Source organism: Wenxinia marina DSM 24838, from assembly GCF_000379485.1.
Lineage (GTDB): Bacteria > Pseudomonadota > Alphaproteobacteria > Rhodobacterales > Rhodobacteraceae > Wenxinia > Wenxinia marina.
Genome location: NZ_KB902292.1, coordinates 38504 through 53704, shown reverse-complemented (window position 1 = coordinate 53704; position 15201 = coordinate 38504). Strand labels below are relative to the sequence as shown.

At 68.2% G+C, this 15201-nt stretch carries 11 protein-coding genes and 2 pseudogenes; 5 read left to right on the top strand and 8 right to left on the bottom strand.

What is annotated here, in order from left to right:
- The coding region (locus tag A37W_RS0111840) for an IS30 family transposase (RefSeq protein ID WP_018303253.1) at positions 1–312 on the top strand (312 nt) is incomplete at its 5' end.
- Between the two features lie 4 nt (positions 313–316).
- Positions 317–619 (top strand): annotated as a pseudogene (locus tag A37W_RS0111835) (integrase core domain-containing protein); the annotation flags it as partial.
- Positions 620–867: 248 nt separating this feature from the next.
- Here the strand turns inward: A37W_RS0111835 and A37W_RS21650 are convergent.
- The 6 genes and pseudogenes from A37W_RS21650 to A37W_RS0111800 all read right to left on the bottom strand — a co-directional run bounded on the left by A37W_RS21650 (position 868) and on the right by A37W_RS0111800 (position 8629).
- Positions 868–2092 (bottom strand): annotated as a pseudogene (locus tag A37W_RS21650) (IS3 family transposase).
- A 160-nt stretch (positions 2093–2252) separates the two neighbouring features.
- Positions 2253–3233 (bottom strand): ABC transporter ATP-binding protein, encoded by a 981-nt coding sequence (locus A37W_RS0111820; RefSeq protein WP_018303249.1) that lies wholly within the window; start codon positions 3231–3233, stop codon positions 2253–2255.
- Positions 3234–3236: 3 nt separating this feature from the next.
- Positions 3237–4025, bottom strand: coding sequence for a carbohydrate ABC transporter permease (locus tag A37W_RS0111815; RefSeq protein ID WP_047772304.1), 789 nt, complete (start codon positions 4023–4025; stop codon positions 3237–3239).
- Positions 4026–4057: 32 nt separating this feature from the next.
- Positions 4058–4918: a carbohydrate ABC transporter permease gene (locus A37W_RS0111810; RefSeq protein WP_018303247.1), complete on the bottom strand. Its 861-nt coding sequence runs from the start codon at positions 4916–4918 to the stop codon at positions 4058–4060.
- A 70-nt stretch (positions 4919–4988) separates the two neighbouring features.
- Entirely contained in the window at positions 4989–6269 is a 1281-nt protein-coding gene (locus A37W_RS0111805) for an ABC transporter substrate-binding protein (RefSeq protein ID WP_018303246.1), read from the bottom strand.
- A gap of 50 nt (positions 6270–6319) precedes the next feature.
- Positions 6320–8629 carry an alpha-L-rhamnosidase gene (locus A37W_RS0111800; protein ID WP_018303245.1) on the bottom strand — a complete coding sequence of 770 codons (2310 nt, stop codon included), beginning with the start codon at positions 8627–8629 and terminating at the stop codon, positions 6320–6322.
- A gap of 120 nt (positions 8630–8749) precedes the next feature.
- Between A37W_RS0111800 and A37W_RS0111795 the strand changes: the two genes are divergently transcribed.
- Entirely contained in the window at positions 8750–9781 is a 1032-nt protein-coding gene (locus tag A37W_RS0111795) for a LacI family DNA-binding transcriptional regulator (RefSeq protein ID WP_018303244.1), read from the top strand.
- 22 nt (positions 9782–9803) lie between these two features.
- Here the strand turns inward: A37W_RS0111795 and A37W_RS0111790 are convergent, their stop codons facing one another.
- Together A37W_RS0111790 and A37W_RS0111785 are read right to left on the bottom strand one after the other, a co-directional pair.
- Positions 9804–11042 carry an L-rhamnose isomerase gene (locus A37W_RS0111790; protein WP_018303243.1) on the bottom strand — a complete coding sequence of 413 codons (1239 nt, stop codon included), beginning with the start codon at positions 11040–11042 and terminating at the stop codon, positions 9804–9806.
- A gap of 25 nt (positions 11043–11067) precedes the next feature.
- Positions 11068–13161: a bifunctional rhamnulose-1-phosphate aldolase/short-chain dehydrogenase gene (locus tag A37W_RS0111785; protein WP_018303242.1), complete on the bottom strand. Its 2094-nt coding sequence runs from the start codon at positions 13159–13161 to the stop codon at positions 11068–11070.
- 180 nt (positions 13162–13341) lie between these two features.
- Between A37W_RS0111785 and A37W_RS0111780 the strand changes: the two genes are divergently transcribed.
- Both A37W_RS0111780 and rhaS read left to right on the top strand, forming a co-directional pair.
- On the top strand, positions 13342–14142 hold the full coding sequence (locus A37W_RS0111780; RefSeq protein WP_018303241.1) for a DeoR/GlpR family DNA-binding transcription regulator: 801 nt from the start codon (positions 13342–13344) through the stop codon (positions 14140–14142).
- 34 nt (positions 14143–14176) lie between these two features.
- A complete protein-coding gene (gene rhaS, locus A37W_RS0111775; RefSeq protein ID WP_018303240.1) occupies positions 14177–15178 on the top strand; it encodes a rhamnose ABC transporter substrate-binding protein in 1002 nt (333 codons plus the stop codon).
- Positions 15179–15201 lie beyond the last annotated feature (23 nt).

The following is a 15201-nucleotide window of genomic DNA, read 5'->3' as shown; positions in this document are numbered from 1 at the left end:
TCCCTGTCATGGGATCAGGGGGCGGAGATGGCCCGCCATGCCGAATTGACCGTCGCCGCGGATCTGCCGGTCTACTTCTGCGATCCCCACAGCCCGTGGCAGCGCGGCACGAACGAGAACACCAACGGTCTGCTCCGCCAATACTTCCCGAAAGGCACCGATCTCAGCCTGCACAGTCCCGATGACCTCGAGGCCGTCGCCGCCGCGCTCAATGGGCGACCCCGCAAGACGCTCGGGTGGAGAACCCCGGCGGAGGCACTGGACGCCGTCCTCGAGCATGCGGAAACTGGCCAAGTTGCGACGACCGGTTGAGACCGCCCAATACCTGTCAATCCGATACACCGAGCGCCTGGCCGAGGCCGGGATCGAGCCCTCGGTCGGCAGCGTCGGCGACTCGTATGACAACGCGCTCGCAGAGACGATCAACGGCCTGTTCAAGGCCGAGGTCATCCACCGCCGCGGCCCATGGCGCAGCTTCGACGCCCTCGAATACGCCACCCTCGAATGGATCGACTGGTTCAACACCCGCCGCCTGCTGGAACCCATCGGAAACATCCCGCCGGCAGAGGCCGAAGCCAACTTCTACGCAGCTCTGGAAACGCAAACCATGGCCGCGTAGCTAACATCAAACAGCCTCCGGCAAACCCGGCGCGGTTCACAGTGCCGCTTGATCGGCTTCCTGTCTTGAAAATACGCCCGACGGGTCTTCGCAATCGCTTCCACCACCAGCATCCCAAACTCGGCTCCCGACTTCCTCAGGAGCACGATGGACCACCCGCATCAGAGGGTCCCTTTTGGGAGCCGATCACCCCGATACGGGCTCCTTTTTCCTCGCCAGTTCACACTCGGTGACCTGCCACTGAACTTTCATCCAACCGCGATTGGAGCCCGGTCGGTATTTACGCCGGTTGGCGCGGTTTGAGTAATCGCCCGACGCGCGGAGCTTTCATCTCGCGCAGCGGGGCGGGCGATTGCGGTGGTTAGGCTCCGCGCTTAGTCAGCCGGGGCTTGGTAATTCAAGGCCGAGTGCGGGCGTTCGGTATTCTAGTCGGTAGCCCAGGCGGTGATCACGATCCGCGCGTGGGCCAGGTTGCGGAACATCGTCTCGTTGAGCAGCTCGTCCCGCATCTGCCCGTTGAAGCTCTCCACGAAGCCGTTTTGGATCGGCTTGCCTGGCGCGACGTAGTGCCACTCGATCCTCTGGGTGGCAGCGAAGGTTAATATCGCGTTACTGGTCAGTTCGGTGCCGTTGTCAGAGACGATCATCCCCGGCTTTCCGCGGCGCTCGATCAGGGCCGTCAGTTCACGCGCCACTCGGCGCCCCGAGATCGAGGGTGAGCCATCGCGCCGCCACCGGTTCGAGGCCGATGGCGAACGGATCGCCGCGAGGCACTCCCGGGTAACATCGTCGACGACGTTGAGCACCCGAAAGCGCTGGCCGCTTGCGAACTGGTCATGGACGAAATCCAGCGACCAGCGCGCATTGGCTCGCGCCTCGACCAGGATCGGGGCTCGCGTTCCGAAAGCCTTGCGCCCGCCTTTCGCTTGCGCACCGACAGCCCTTCCTCGCGGTAGAGCCGATAGATCCGGTTGATGCCGGAAGGCTCGCCCTCGCGCCGCAGCAGCACGAAGAGCCGCCGATAGCCGAACCGTCGGCGCTCGTTGGCCAGCTCCCGCAACCGCCCACGCAGCACCGTGTCCGGTGCACGCTGCGCCTGGTAGCGGACCATCTTGCGATCTGCCCCCACAATCCGACACGCCCGCTGTTCCGATAGCCCGAGCAGGGCCTTGAGGTGCGCGACAGCTTCGCGCTTCACGACAGGCGTCACCACTTTTTTGAAACCAGCTCCTTCATCGCAGCCAGATCCAGCATCTGTTCCGCCAGCAGCTTCTTCAGCTTCGCGTTCTCGTCCTCGAGCGTCTTCAGCCGCTTGGCCTCCGACACCGTCATGCCGCCGAACTTGGCCTTCCAGTTGTAGAAGGTGCCTTCCGACATGCCGTGCTTGCGGCACAGATCGGCGCACTTCGCGCCTGCCTCGTGCTCGCCCAGGATGCCGATGATCTGCTCATCCGTGAATCTCGTGCGCTTCATTATCCGTCCTCAAGTTGGGGCGGACTCTAATCGGCCGTGGAGGAAAAATCCCGTGGCAGGTCAGTGGCAGGTCACAGATACAGCAGCCATCGAGATCGACGCGTATAGCCGCCCTGACAGCGAGGAAGCTGGCTAATCGATCGAAGGGTCCCGGCAAGGCCTAGTAGCGCACTTCCCGGCCATCGATCGGGCTGGCGTGGACAATCTGGCCCGGCGCGAAGGCGCGGTGGCCCTCGACGCGCGCGACGAGGGGGCCGAGGCCGGTCGCTTCGATATGGATGATGGAGTCGGCGCCGAGGCGTTCGACATGGCGGACCGTGCCGGTCCACAGGCCCCCGCTCTCGGACAGGGTCACGTGCTCGGGCCGGATGCCGTAGACCGACCCGGCGCCGAGGGCGCGGGCAGTCTCGCCCTCGTAGAGGTTCATCTTCGGCGAGCCGATGAATCCGGCGACGAACGGGGTCGCGGGATTATCGTAGAGGTCCATCGGCGCGCCGACCTGCTCGATCCGGCCGCCGTTGAGCACCACGATCTTGTCGGCCATGGTCATCGCCTCGACCTGGTCATGGGTGACGTAGATCATCGTGGTGCCGAGGCGGGCATGCAGTTCTGTGAGCTCGATCCGCATCTGGGCGCGCAGCGCCGCGTCGAGGTTCGACAGCGGCTCGTCGAACAGGAAGACCTGCGGGTCGCGGATGATCGACCGGCCGATGGCGACGCGCTGGCGCTGGCCGCCGGACAGCGCCTTTGGCTTGCGGTCGAGGTAGTCCTCCAGCTGCAGGACCCGCGCCACCTCGGCCACCTTCTCGGCGATCTCGGCCTTCGGCCGGCGGGCGAGCGACAGGCCGAAGCCGATGTTCTCGCGCACGGTCAGGTGGGGGTAGAGGGCGTAGGACTGGAACACCATCGCGATGCCGCGGTCCTTCGGCTCGGCCCGGCTGACGTCGCGGCCGCCGATCTCGATCATGCCGGAGGTCTGCTCCTCCAGGCCCGAGATCATCCGCAGCAGCGTGGACTTGCCGCACCCGGACGGGCCGACGAAGACGCAGAACTCGCCTGACGCGACATGCAGGTCGACCCCCTTGATCACCTCGAGCGCGCCGAAGCTCTTGCGCAGGCCCTTCAGGACGACGTCGGACATGCGCTACCCCTTGACCCCGCCCGCCGTCATGCCGGCGACGATCTGGCGGTTGAAGAACACGAACACCAGCAGCGGCGGGATCGTGATGAGAAGGATGTTCATGAACAGCAGGTTCAGCTGGCTCACGAACTGGCTCTGGAAGTTGTAGAGCGTGATCTGCACCGTCACGTTCTCGGCCCCCGGCAGGTAGTAGAGGGGGTGGGTGAAGTCGTTGAAGATGGCGATCGCCTGCACGACGATGATCGTCACGGTGACAGGCTTCAGCAGCGGCAGGATCACCCGGAAGAAGATCTGCAGCGGCGTGCCGCCGTCGATGATCGCCGCCTCGTCGAGGTCGCGCGGGATCGCCGCGATGAACGAGCGGTAGAGCAGGACGGTGAACCCCAGCCCGTAGGCGATCTGGATCAGGATCATCCCGTGCAGCGTCTTGAACAGGTTGATTTCCTGCAGCAGCCAGATCGTCGGCACCACCGCGGGCGGGATCATCAGGCCGGACAGGACGACGAAGTAGAGCGCCCGGGTGAGGCGCGTGTCCCGGCGCTGCATGACGTAGCCGACCATCGCGCCGAAGATCACCAGCCCGGCGATCGCGCCGACGGTGATCACCGTCGAGTTCCAGTAGGCCAGCAGCAGCTGGTAGTCGCGGGTCTGCACCACGTCGACGAGGTTCTGCCAGAACTGCCAGCGGACGGGCGGGGTGAAGTCGATCTGCGATGCGTCGGCGGCGGTCTTGCCGGCTGTGAAGATCACCAGCAGGAACGGGATCACGAAGATCACGAAGGCGACAGCCATCGAGACGATCCCGAGGATGACCTGGCGCGGCCTCACAGGTCCGCCTCGCGCCGGTTGAGGTGCAGCGCCAGCGGCACGATGAGGAGGGCGATCAGGAGGAACAGGATCACGTTGCCGGCGGTGCTGAGGCCCCAGAAGCCGGCCTGGTACTGCTTGTAGATCACGCTCGCCAGCACGTCCGAGGCGAAGCCGGGCCCGCCGCGCGTCATCGCCCAGATCAGGTCGAACAGGCGCAGGCCGCCGATCAGCGACAGGATGATGACGGTCGTCGTCGCGGGCCGGACCAGCGGCACGGTCACGCGCCAGAACTGCTGCCACCGGGTCGCGCCGTCGATCCGCGCCGCCTCGTAATAGTCGGGCGAGATGGTCGCGAGGCCGGCGATGTAGATCAGCGTGGCGAGACCGACGCCGCGCCAGACGTCGACCAGCGCGACCGAGACGAGGGCGAGCGAGGGATTGGTCAGCCAGCCCGGCCCGTCAATGCCGACCGCCTCGAGCGCGACGTTGATCGCGCCCTCTGTCGGATGCATCAGCTCCTGGAACAGCAGGCCGACGCCGATGGTCGAGACGAGCACCGGGAAGAACACGACCGAGCGCAGCAGCGACTGGCCGAGAAGGCCGGAGGTCAGGAGCACGGCGAGGAGGAGGCCGAGGACGGTCTTCAGGCCCGAGGTCAGGACGGCGAAGATCAGCGTGTTCATCACGCCGCGGGCGAGGAACGGCTCTGAGAAGAACTGCTGGTAGTTCTCGAACCCCGCGAACCGGGCCTCGAACGGGTCCCAGTAGGTCAGCGAGAAGTAGAAGGACGCGACCGTCGGCACGAGGAAGAACACCGCGAAGATCGTGCCCGCGGGGAGAAGGAACCAGTAGGGGTAGGGCGAGCGGCGCTGCATCTGTCCTGTCTGCGAGGCGTGGAGCCCGCCGCTGGGACGGCGGGCTCCGGTGTTCAGCCGGTGGGGAGGGTCACCAGCCTTCGAGACCCAGCTGGCGGGCCTGCTTGGCGACGTCCTGGTCGTACAGCTCGGCCGCCGAGGCGGCGTCGCGGATGCCGCTGCCCACCTCGACCGTCAGCTGCTCCAGCGCCGGGCCCTTCACCGGCGACAGGAATTCCAGCGCCGGCGCGGTGCCGCCCTCGCGCTCGAAGTAGGGCAGCATGTCCGACACCGCCGTCGGCACGTCCTCCGGCAGGTCGCAGTTCGGGACCAGCATCGGCCCGGTCGCGCCGTTGGCGGCGACGATCGCGGCGCAGCCCTCGGGCGAGGCGACGAAGTTCAGGAAGTCCTTCGCCGCGTCGATGTTGTCGCTGGATTGCGGGATGTAGACCGCGGCCGGCAGCCAGATCGTCAGGCCGTTGCTGTCCGCGCTGTCGCCGGGCTGTGCGAAGAAGCCGACGTCGTCGATCAGGTCGGGATTGTTCTGCTGGATCGACCCGAGCGAGAATGTGAGCATCGGGTAATGCACGCCCTCGCCGGTGGCGACCATGCGCAGGCCGTCGTCGAAGCTGGCGGCGCCGAAATCCTCGTTCAGGTAGCCCGCCTCGTACACCTCCTGCAGCCGCTGGAAGCCCGCCTGCGCCGCCGGCGTATCGGCGTAGTGCGCCTGGTTGGCCGTGTATTGTTCGGCGAAGTCGGGATTGGCGGCCTGGACGTTGAAGTAGTCCGCCAACACGAACAGCTGGCTGGTCCAGGTGTCGCGGTAGGTCTGGATCACCGGCGCCTTGTCGGTCTGCTCGGCGATCACGGCGTTGTTCGCCATGAACTCTTCCCAGGTCGTCGGCACCTCGAGGCCCAGCTCCTCGTAGGTCGGCACGTGGTAGAGGATCCCGCCGCCCATCGCCGCCTCGTAGGGCACACCGTAGACGTTGCCCTCGCCGTCCATGACGGTCTGCAGGAACGACTCGTTCAGCGCCGCGACGTTCGGCAGGTCGCCGATGGCGACGAGCGTGCGGTCGGGGCGCAGCGCCTGGAACAGCGAGCCGGAATTGTAGCTGAAGATGTCCGCCATCTCGCCGGTGGCGAGGCGGGTCTTGACGATGTTGTCGCCCTCGCCGCCGCCGGGCCGCAGCTCGATGTCGAAGCTGACGTCGGGGTTCTGCTCGGTGTAGGCGGCGATCAGCGCGTCGAACGCGGCCTGCGTCGCGGCGTTGTTGTCGATCAGGACGCTCAGCTCCTGCGCCGACAGGGCGCCGCCCGAGAGCGCCAGCAGCGTGGCGAGCGCGGTGGAGCGGGTCAGTCTGTTGGTCATGTCGTGTCTCCTCCCTGTTGTCCCGGCCGGGGCCGGCGTCTCCTCTCCGATTACGCCTCCGGCGCGTCGAAGACGATTTCGTGGGTGCCGGGGCCGTAGGTGCCACCGCCGATCTCCTCGGCGGCCACCCCCTCGCAGCCCTCCGGCAGGGTGACGGTGTAGGTCACGTGCCCTCCCTCGATCCGCCAGGCCGCCTCGATCCGGCCGTGCCGGCACTCGTGCCACATCGTCACGTGCCCGAGGGCGGGCAGGATGCGGGGCGACAGGCGCACCCGGTCGAAGCCGGGCGCCTCGGGGTCGGGGGCCACGCCCGCGACCTCCTCGAACAGCCACTGGCAGACCGCGCCGTAGGCGTAGTGGTTGTAGCTGTTCATGTCGGGGTCGTAGATCGTGCCGTCCGGCCCCAGCGCGTCCCACCTCTCCCAGATCGTCGTCGCGCCACGCTCCACCTGGTAGAGCCAGCCCGGCACCTTGCGGTTCAGGAACACCTTCTCGGCGAGGTCGGTCATGCCCAGCTTCGTCAGCGCCGGCAGCAGGGCAGGGGTGCCGATGAAGCCGGTGCCGATCAGGTGCTCGGCATCCTCCACCACCCGGCGGAAGTAGGCCCGGCCCGCCTCCCGGTGCTCGTCCGGGACCAGGCCATACAGGAAGGCCAGCGCCCACGAGGTCTGATCGTTGTGCGCGATCCGGCCGGTGGAGGTGAAGTATTCCGCGCCGAAGGCGGTCCGGATCTCCTCCGCCCGCTCCGTCAGGCGGGCCTGCTCGTCCGCGCGGCCGAGGATGCCGGCGATCCGCGCCGCCAGCTCGGTCGAGATGAAGTGGTAGATCGTCGCCGCGCAATCGTCGGCGATGGTCGGCCGCGGCTTGCGGTTGTCGCCCACCGGCTGCAGCCAATCGCCGAAGGTGAAGCCCTTCTGCCCCCAGACCGCGTGCGGCCGGATGATCGGCCCGTCCGAGATCGACCACAGGTAGTCGAGCCAGCGCAGCATCGCCGGGAAGTTCTCTTCCAGCACGCCGACATCGCCGTAATGCAGGTACAGCTGCCACGGGATGATGGTGATCACGTCGCCCCAGCCGGTGGAGCCGGCCCAGACCTGTTCCGCCCCGTCGCCGCCCCAGTCGGTGCGGGTACGGACCGGGATCATCCGCGTCGGGTCGGGCGAGAAATGCGGCACCGCGCCGTCCTCGCGCTGGTCGTGGCAGACGTCGCGCAGGTACTTCTTGAGGAACGTCTCGCAGTCGGCCAGCCAGCAGGCGGTCCCGGCGAAGACCTGCGCGTCGCCGGTCCAGCCCAGCCGCTCGTCCCGCTGCGGGCAGTCGGTCGGGACCTCGATGAAGTTCGACCGCTGCGACCAGATGGTGTTCAGGACCAGCCGGTTCACCTCCGGCACGCCGCACTCGAACCCGCCCGCCAGGTCGGGAACTGAGGTGAGGGGGACCATTTCGATCTTCGTGACCTCGGCGTCGCCCTCGATCTCGACCCGCGCATAGCGGAAGCCGAAGAAGGTGAAGACCGGCTCCCACCTCTCGGCGCCGTCGCCGCCGAGCGTGTAGCGAAACTCGGCCCGCGCGGCGCGGTAGTTGCGATTGTCGAACTGCCGGTCGGGGCCGAGAATCTCCGAGTGGCTGACGCGGACCGTGGCGCCCTTCGTACCCTGCACCGTTAGGCGGACCACGGCGCCGGCGTTTTGGCCGAAATCGTGGATCGTCGCCCCGCCGGCCTGCCAGCTCTCCACCGGGAGGATCGGGTCCAGCGCCTTCACCGCGCCCGTCTCGTGCGGGACGAAGGTCGGGGTCAGGTCGAGCACCGCAACGCCCCCGGTAGCGGTCGGCGCGCGGCCGCCGTCGGCGTCCTCTCCGTGGTAGATGCCCTGCGCGGTGACGGGCGTCGTCCCGCTCTCCCAGTCGCCCTCGGTGGCGACCAGGACCTCGCCGCCCGCCGTCAGCTCGGCGATGGCGGCGACCGTGTCGCCCCAGGTGTTCACCGCCGGCATCGGCGGCCACATCAGCTTACCCCGGTACCAGCCGTCGCCGAGCCAGATGTCGAGCCGGTTGGTCCCCGCCTGCAGCAGGTCCGCGACGTCGTAGTCCTGATAGGCGATCCGGTCGTCGTAGCAGGTCCAGCCCGGCGTCAGGTAATCGTCGCCCACGCGCCGGCCGTTTAGGAACGCCCGGTAGAGGCCGAGGGCGGAGATCCGCAGGCGCGCATCCTTCGGCACCTCGGCGAGGTCGAACGCGCGGCCGACGCGGGCCGCGGGGCCCTCGCGCTCGGGCTGCGGGTCCGGCGCGATCAGTTTCGCGTCGAACGCTACCTCGTGCGACGCGGTCGTGCGCGCTGCTGCCGCCGTGTCCAGGCTCATCCCCGTCTCCTCCCTCCGGTGCCTCTCCGCCCCTCCCGGTCGTATGTGCACCGTTATACGTGTATCCTTCTACAGGCCTGCCTCTCGATCAACGATTCGTTTCCCGCTATGCGGTGTCCGATGAGCAAGACAGCGACCCAGGGCGGCTCCGGCCGCGTGACGATCCGCACGGTCGCCGAGGATGCCGGCGTCTCGGTTGCGGCCGTGTCCAAGGTCCTGCGTGACGCCTACGGCGTCAGCGAGGCGCTGCGGACCAAGGTGGAGGCGTCGATCGGCCGCCTGGGCTATCGCCCCTCGGTCGCGGCGCGGGGGATGCGGGGGCGGACCTACACGATCGGCATCCTGCTGATCGAGATATCCAACCCGTTCCTGTCGCTGGTCGTCGACGGCGTGAACGCCGCGCTCGGGGCCTCGCGCTACAAGGCGCTGATCGGTCTCGGCCACAGTGCGACGGCGATCGAGACCACGCTCATCGAATCGATGATCGACTACCGGATGGACGGTCTCCTGCTCATCGCGCCCCGGATCGAGGGGGAGGAACTGGAGAGGGTGGCGGCGCAGATCCCGGTCGTCGCGGTGGCGCACCACCAGCCGGACGCCCGCGCCTTCGACACGGTCAATTCCGACGACCGGGCCGGCGCCGCCCTCGCCGTCCGGGCGATGGTGGAGCGGGGACACCGCGACATCGCGTTTCTCAGCTACGACGAGGCGCCGGACCATGCGACGGCGGTGGGTCGGCAGCGCGAGGCGGGATACCTCGACGCGATGGCACAGGCGGGGCTGTCCGACCGGGCCAGGATCATCCGGCACGGGTCCGGCGGCTTCGCCCCGTCCGATCCGTCGGTGTTCGACCAGCTCCTGGTCGCGGCGGACCGGCCCCGCGCGATGGTCATCTGGTCCGACCTCTTCGCGGTGCCGCTGCTGAACGCGGCCCGGATGCGCGGCCTCGACGTGCCGGGCGATCTCGCCATCGCGGGCTACGACAATTCCCCGGTCGGGGCGCTGCCGCTGATCGGCCTGGCGAGCGTCGATCAGGACCCCGGTCGTCTCGGCGGTATCGCCGTGACCCTTCTTCTGGACCGCATCGAGGGTCGCACCACACCCGAGCACCGGCTGGTCGCGCCGCGCTTCGTCCCGCGCGGCAGCATCTGACGTCCGGCGCATCCACACCGTCTCAGCCGCGGCCCGCGACGGAGGACTGGTAGCGCTCCAGCTCGGCGATCAGGGGTTGGCCGGCGGCGACGTCCTGGCGTTCGCAGAACTCGGCCCAGACGGCGGCGAACGGCAGGTCCCGCGCCTCTTCCGTCAGCAGCAGCCGAGCGGTGCCGTCGAGCCGCGCCTCCACCTCCTTCAGCCGGGCCTGCGGCAGCAGCAGGGCGCGCAGCAGCGCCTTCTGCATGTTGCGCACGCCGATGACCCACGCCGCGGTCCGGCTGATCGTGGCGTCGAAGAAGTCGAGGCCGATATGGGTCTTTTCCAGAAGGTCGGCGAAGACCAGCTCCTGCGCCATCTGCAGGATGTCGTCGTTCTGCAGGATCACGTGGTCGCTGTCCCAGCGCATCGGTCGGCTGACATGCAGCAGGATCTCGTCCAGCGACAGTGCGACGGCCGACAGCTTGTCGGCGATGTTCTCGGTCGGGTGGAAGTGCCCCATGTCGAGGCAGAGCAGCGTGCCGCGCCGGATCGCGTAGCCGAGGTAGAATTCGTGGCTGCCGACGGTGCAGGCCTCGACGCCGATGCCGAAGAGCTTGCTCTCGACCGCGTCGCGCATGTGGGGCCGGTCCTCGGCCAGCATCGCGTCCAGCGACGCCTCCAGCCGCCGCCGCGCCGCCATGCGGTCGACGGGGATGTCCTTGTAGCCGTCGGGGACCCAGATGTTGTTGATGCAGGGACTGCCCAGCTCGGCCCCCATCCGGTCCGCGATCTCGCGGGTGCGGCGGCCGTGCTCGATCCAGAAATCGCGGATGCCGGCGTCGGGGTGCGACAGGGTCAGGTTGTCGTCCGCCTTCTGGTGCGCGAAGAAGGTCGGGTTGAAGTCGAGCCCGAGGCCCTGATCCTTCGCCCAGTCGACCCACGGCGCGAAGTGGCGGTACTCGATCTCGTCCCGGTCCGGCGTCTCCTCGGTGTCCATGTAGAAGGCATGGAGGTTGAGGCGGTGCTTGCCGGGGATGTTGCGGTAGGCGAATTCCAGGTCCGCCCGCAGCTCCGTCGGATTGCGCGCCCGGCCCGGATGGTTGCCGGTTGCCTGGATGCCGCCGCCAGAGGTGCCGCTCTTTCCCTCGAAACCGACCACGTCGTCGCCCTGCCAGCAATGCACCGAGATCGGGATCGTCGCCAGCCGCTCGATCGCCGCCTCGGCGTCCACGTCCCACGCGGCGAAGGCATGGCGGGCGTCGTCATAGGTGCGGGTCATCGTGTCCTCCTCCCCTGCGGCGCGCCTACCGCGTGAACGCTTCCTTGTTGCCGGCGTCCACATTGATGATGTTGCCGGTGGACTTGGCGCTGGCGTCGGACGCCAGGAAGTACGCCGCCTCGGCGATGTCCTCGGGCAGGACCGACCGCTTGAGGAGCGAGCGGTTGCGGTACATCTCCTCCAGCCCCTCCTTGTCGGTGCCGTAGGTCGAGGCGCGCTGATCCAGCCACTCGCCCTCCCAGATGCGGGAGCCGCGCAGGACGGCGTCGGGGTTCACCACGTTCACCCGGATGCCGGCGTCCGCGCCTTCCAGCGCGAGGCAGCGGGCGAGGTGGATCTCGGACGCCTTGGCGGTGCAGTAGGCCGACGCGTTGGGCGAGGCGGCGAGGCCGTTCTTGGAGGCGACGAACACCACCGCGCCGCCGAGGCCCTGCCGGCGCATCAGGCGGAACGCCTCGCGGCTGACGAGGAAGTAGCCGGTGGACAGGATCGACAGGTTGCGGTCCCACAGCTCCAGCGTCGTCTCCTCGATCGGGGCGGAGGAGGCGATGCCGGCGTTGGAGACGAGGATGTCGATCCCGCCGAACTCCACGCTCGCCTCCGTGAACGCCCGTGCCACGGCGCCCTCGTCGGTGACGTTCATCGTGACCGTCCGCACCACGTCGGCGCCGAACTGCTGCACGAGGCGGTCCTTCGTCGCGGCCAGCTGGTCCTCGGCGATGTCGGCCAGCACGACGCACGCGCCCTCGGAGAGGTAGCGCGCGGCGGTGGCGGAGCCGATGCCGCCGGCGCCGCCGGTGACGAGCGCGACGCGGCCAGCGAGGGATTTCGGCTTTGGCATGCGCTGGAGCTTCGCCTCTTCCAGCAGCCAGTATTCGATGTCGAACGCCTCCTGCTCGGGCAGGCCGACATACTCGCTGACCGAGGAGGCGCCGCGCATGACGTTGATCGCGTTGACGTAGAACTCGCCCGAGATGCGGGCCGTCGCCTTGTCCTTTGCGAAGGTGATCATGCCGACGCCGGGGACGAGGTAGACCACCGCGTTGGGGTCGCGCATCGGCGGGCTGTCCGGGCGCCTGCAGCGTTCGTAATAGGCCGCGTAGTCGTCGCGGTAGGCGACGATCTGGGCGGACAGGCCGTCGATCACGGCGTCGGTGTCGGGGGTCGCGGGGTCGAAGTCGACGACCAGCGGGCGGATCTTGGTTCGCAGGAAGTGGTCGGGGCAGGAGGTGCCGAGCGCAGCGAGGGCAGGCATGTCGGCGGCGTTGACGAAGTCCAGCACCGCGTCCTGGTCGTCGAAATGGCCGACCATGTGCTGATTGCCCGAGACGAAGCCGCGGATCGCCGGCATCAGCCGGGCGGCGACTGCGCGCCGCTCATCGGCCTTCAGGCTCTTGTGGACCGGGCCGCCGAAGGGCTTGCGCGCCTCGTTCCGGTCGAAGTAGGCGATGGCGCGGTTGATGATCTCCAGCGTCAGCTCGTAGCAGTCCTTCGCGTCGTCGGCCCAGGTGAACAGGCCGTGTGATTCCAGGACCACGCCCTTGGCCTGCGGGTTCTCCAGGCAGAACTTCTCCAGCCACAGGCCGAGCTCGTAGCCCGGGCGCTTCCACGGCAGCCAGCCGATCTCGCCGCCGAAGATCTCTTCGGTCAGGCGCTGCGAGTCCCGGGATGCCGCGATGGCGATGATCGCGTCGGGGTGCATGTGGTCGACATGGGCCTTCGGCACGTAGGCGTGCAGCGGCGTATCGATGGAGGCGGCGCGGGGGTTCAGGGCGAAGGTGCAGTGGGGCAGGTAGCCCACCATCTCGTCCTCGTGCGCGGACCCGCGGTAGACGCCCTTCAGCGCGCGCAGCTTGTCCATGTAGAGCGTGGCGAAGCCGTCGAGCCTGATCGACCCCACGTCGCCGCCGGAGCCCTTGACCCACAGCACCTCCACCGGCTCTCCAGTGAGAGGGTCGCGTTCGGTGACCTTGGCCGAGGTGTTGCCGCCGCCGTAGTTGGTGATCCTCTTGTCGGCGCCGAGGAGGTTGGAGCGGTAGAGCAGCTTTTCGGGCTCGCTCATCGTGGCGGCGCGGGCGTCGTCCCACGCGTTCTCCAGCAGTGCGGCGCGCTTGAGCATGGCGAGTCCTCCCTGCGGGCGGCGACCGCCCGTCCGGTCGATCTGTGGGGCGGGTGCGACGGAATGTCAATCTTAACCGCTCACATCCAGTCATTCTGCGACGCAGCATGATTGACTATGATTGAAACTGATTGACAGAAGAGGGGCGCCTCCGCAACGTCGGACCTCAGGGAGGAATCGATGCACGAGACGGAGCGCCACCGCGTCATCCTGTCGGCCGTCCAGGACAGGCCGGTCGTGACCGTGCCCGACCTCTGCCAGCTGACCGGCGCCAGCGAGGCGACGATCCGCCGCGACATCGCCGCCCTGCACGTCCAGAAGAAGTTGCGCCGGGTGCGAGGCGGGGCGGAGGCGATCGCGCCGCCGCACTTCGTCGGCCTCGCCGGGCGCACCTTCGCGGTGAACGCGACGCGCCACACGGCGCAGAAGCAGGCGATCGCCCGCGCCGCCGCGGACCTCTGCGAGGACGGCGAGCCGATCATCATCAACGGCGGCACGACGACCTTTCAGATGGTGCATCCGCTGGCGACGCGGCGGCTGCAGGTGTTCACCAACTCGTTCCCGATCGCCGAGCACCTGCTGAAGCATTCCAAGAACACGATCATGCTGTCGGGCGGCGCGATCTACCGCGAGCAGAACATCATCCTCTCGCCGTTCGAGAACGACGTGACGCGCAATTTCTACGCCCGGCGGATGTTCATGGGCGCGCAGGGCCTCGGGCCGCTGGGGCTGATGGAGGCGGACCCGCTGCTGATCCAGGCCGAGCAGAAGTTGATCGGGCAGGCGGACGAGCTGGTGGTGCTGGTGGACAGCAGCAAGTTCGAGAACCGCTCCAGCCTGGTCCTGTGCCCACTGCACCGGATCGACGTGGTGATCACGGACGAGGGGATTTCCGACCGCGCCGCGGCGATGCTGGAGGCGGCGGACGTGAGGCTGATCGTGGCGGCGAGCGGCGCCGCTGCGGCGGAAAAGGGGGCCTGACCCGGCCCCGGACCATGACAGGGAGGAGACGTTCATGGGCATGACGAGGAGACTGTTCGGGGGCGCGGCGCTGGCCGCGCTGGCCCTTGCCGGCGGCGCGGCGTCCGCGCAGGACGACACGGTGCGCATCGCGCTGGTCGTGAAGGCGCTGGGCATCGGCTTCTTCGAGGCCGCGGCGGAGGGCGCACAGGAGGCGGCGGACGAGCTAGGCAACGTGGAGCTGATCTACACCGGCCCGACCGACACCACGGCCGAGGGGCAGATCGAGGTGATCAACTCCCTCATCGCCCAGCAGGTCGACGCCATCGCCGTCAGCGCGAACGACACCGACGCGCTGGTGCCGGCGCTGCAGCGGGCGATGGAGCGGGGGATCACGGTCATCAGCTGGGATTCCGGCGTCGCACCCGAGGGCCGCGAGATGCACCTGAACCCGTCCTCGAACGCGCTGATCGGCAACATGATCATCAAGCTCGCCGCCGACCACCTGCCGGACGGCGGGCAGGTCGCGATCCTGTCGGCCAGCGCCACCGCCACGAACCAGAACACCTGGATCGAGGAAATGAACGCGGTCATGGGCAACTACCCGGGCATCGAGGTGGTCGCGACGGTCTACGGCGACGACCTCGCCGACAAGTCCTACCGCGAGGCGCAGGGCCTGATGCAGACCTATCCCGACCTCGACGCGATCATCGCGCCGACCTCCGTCGGCATCGTCGCCGCCGCGCGGGCGGTCGAAGATGCGGGCAAGGTCGGGCAGGTGAACGTGACCGGCCTCGGCCTGCCGTCCGAGATGGCGGGCGCGATCGAATCCGGCGCCTCGCAGTCCTTCGCGATCTGGAACCCGATCGACCTCGGCTACTCGGCGACGATGCTGGCCTATGCGCTGGCCACCGATCAGGCCGAGGCGGCGCCGGGGGCGGAGATCCCGATGGGCCGGATGGGCACGCTCACGCTCGACGACAACAGCGAGGGCGCGATGGCCGACCCGTTCACCTACGATGCGTCGAACATCGACGAGTTCAAGGACATCTTCTGATGCCCGTCCCGGCGCGGGGATCG

Coding starts and splice junctions, on each gene's coding strand:
- A37W_RS0111820 (WP_018303249.1), bottom strand. CDS start 3,233: ATGTCCGACGTCGTCCTGAAGGGCCTGCGCAAGAGCTTCGGCGCGCTC.
- A37W_RS0111815 (WP_047772304.1), bottom strand. CDS start 4,025: ATGGCTGTCGCCTTCGTGATCTTCGTGATCCCGTTCCTGCTGGTGATC.
- A37W_RS0111810 (WP_018303247.1), bottom strand. CDS start 4,918: ATGCAGCGCCGCTCGCCCTACCCCTACTGGTTCCTTCTCCCCGCGGGC.
- A37W_RS0111805 (WP_018303246.1), bottom strand. CDS start 6,269: ATGACCAACAGACTGACCCGCTCCACCGCGCTCGCCACGCTGCTGGCG.
- A37W_RS0111800 (WP_018303245.1), bottom strand. CDS start 8,629: ATGAGCCTGGACACGGCGGCAGCAGCGCGCACGACCGCGTCGCACGAG.
- A37W_RS0111795 (WP_018303244.1), top strand. CDS start 8,750: ATGAGCAAGACAGCGACCCAGGGCGGCTCCGGCCGCGTGACGATCCGC.
- A37W_RS0111790 (WP_018303243.1), bottom strand. CDS start 11,042: ATGACCCGCACCTATGACGACGCCCGCCATGCCTTCGCCGCGTGGGAC.
- A37W_RS0111785 (WP_018303242.1), bottom strand. CDS start 13,161: ATGCTCAAGCGCGCCGCACTGCTGGAGAACGCGTGGGACGACGCCCGC.
- A37W_RS0111780 (WP_018303241.1), top strand. CDS start 13,342: ATGCACGAGACGGAGCGCCACCGCGTCATCCTGTCGGCCGTCCAGGAC.
- rhaS (WP_018303240.1), top strand. CDS start 14,177: ATGGGCATGACGAGGAGACTGTTCGGGGGCGCGGCGCTGGCCGCGCTG.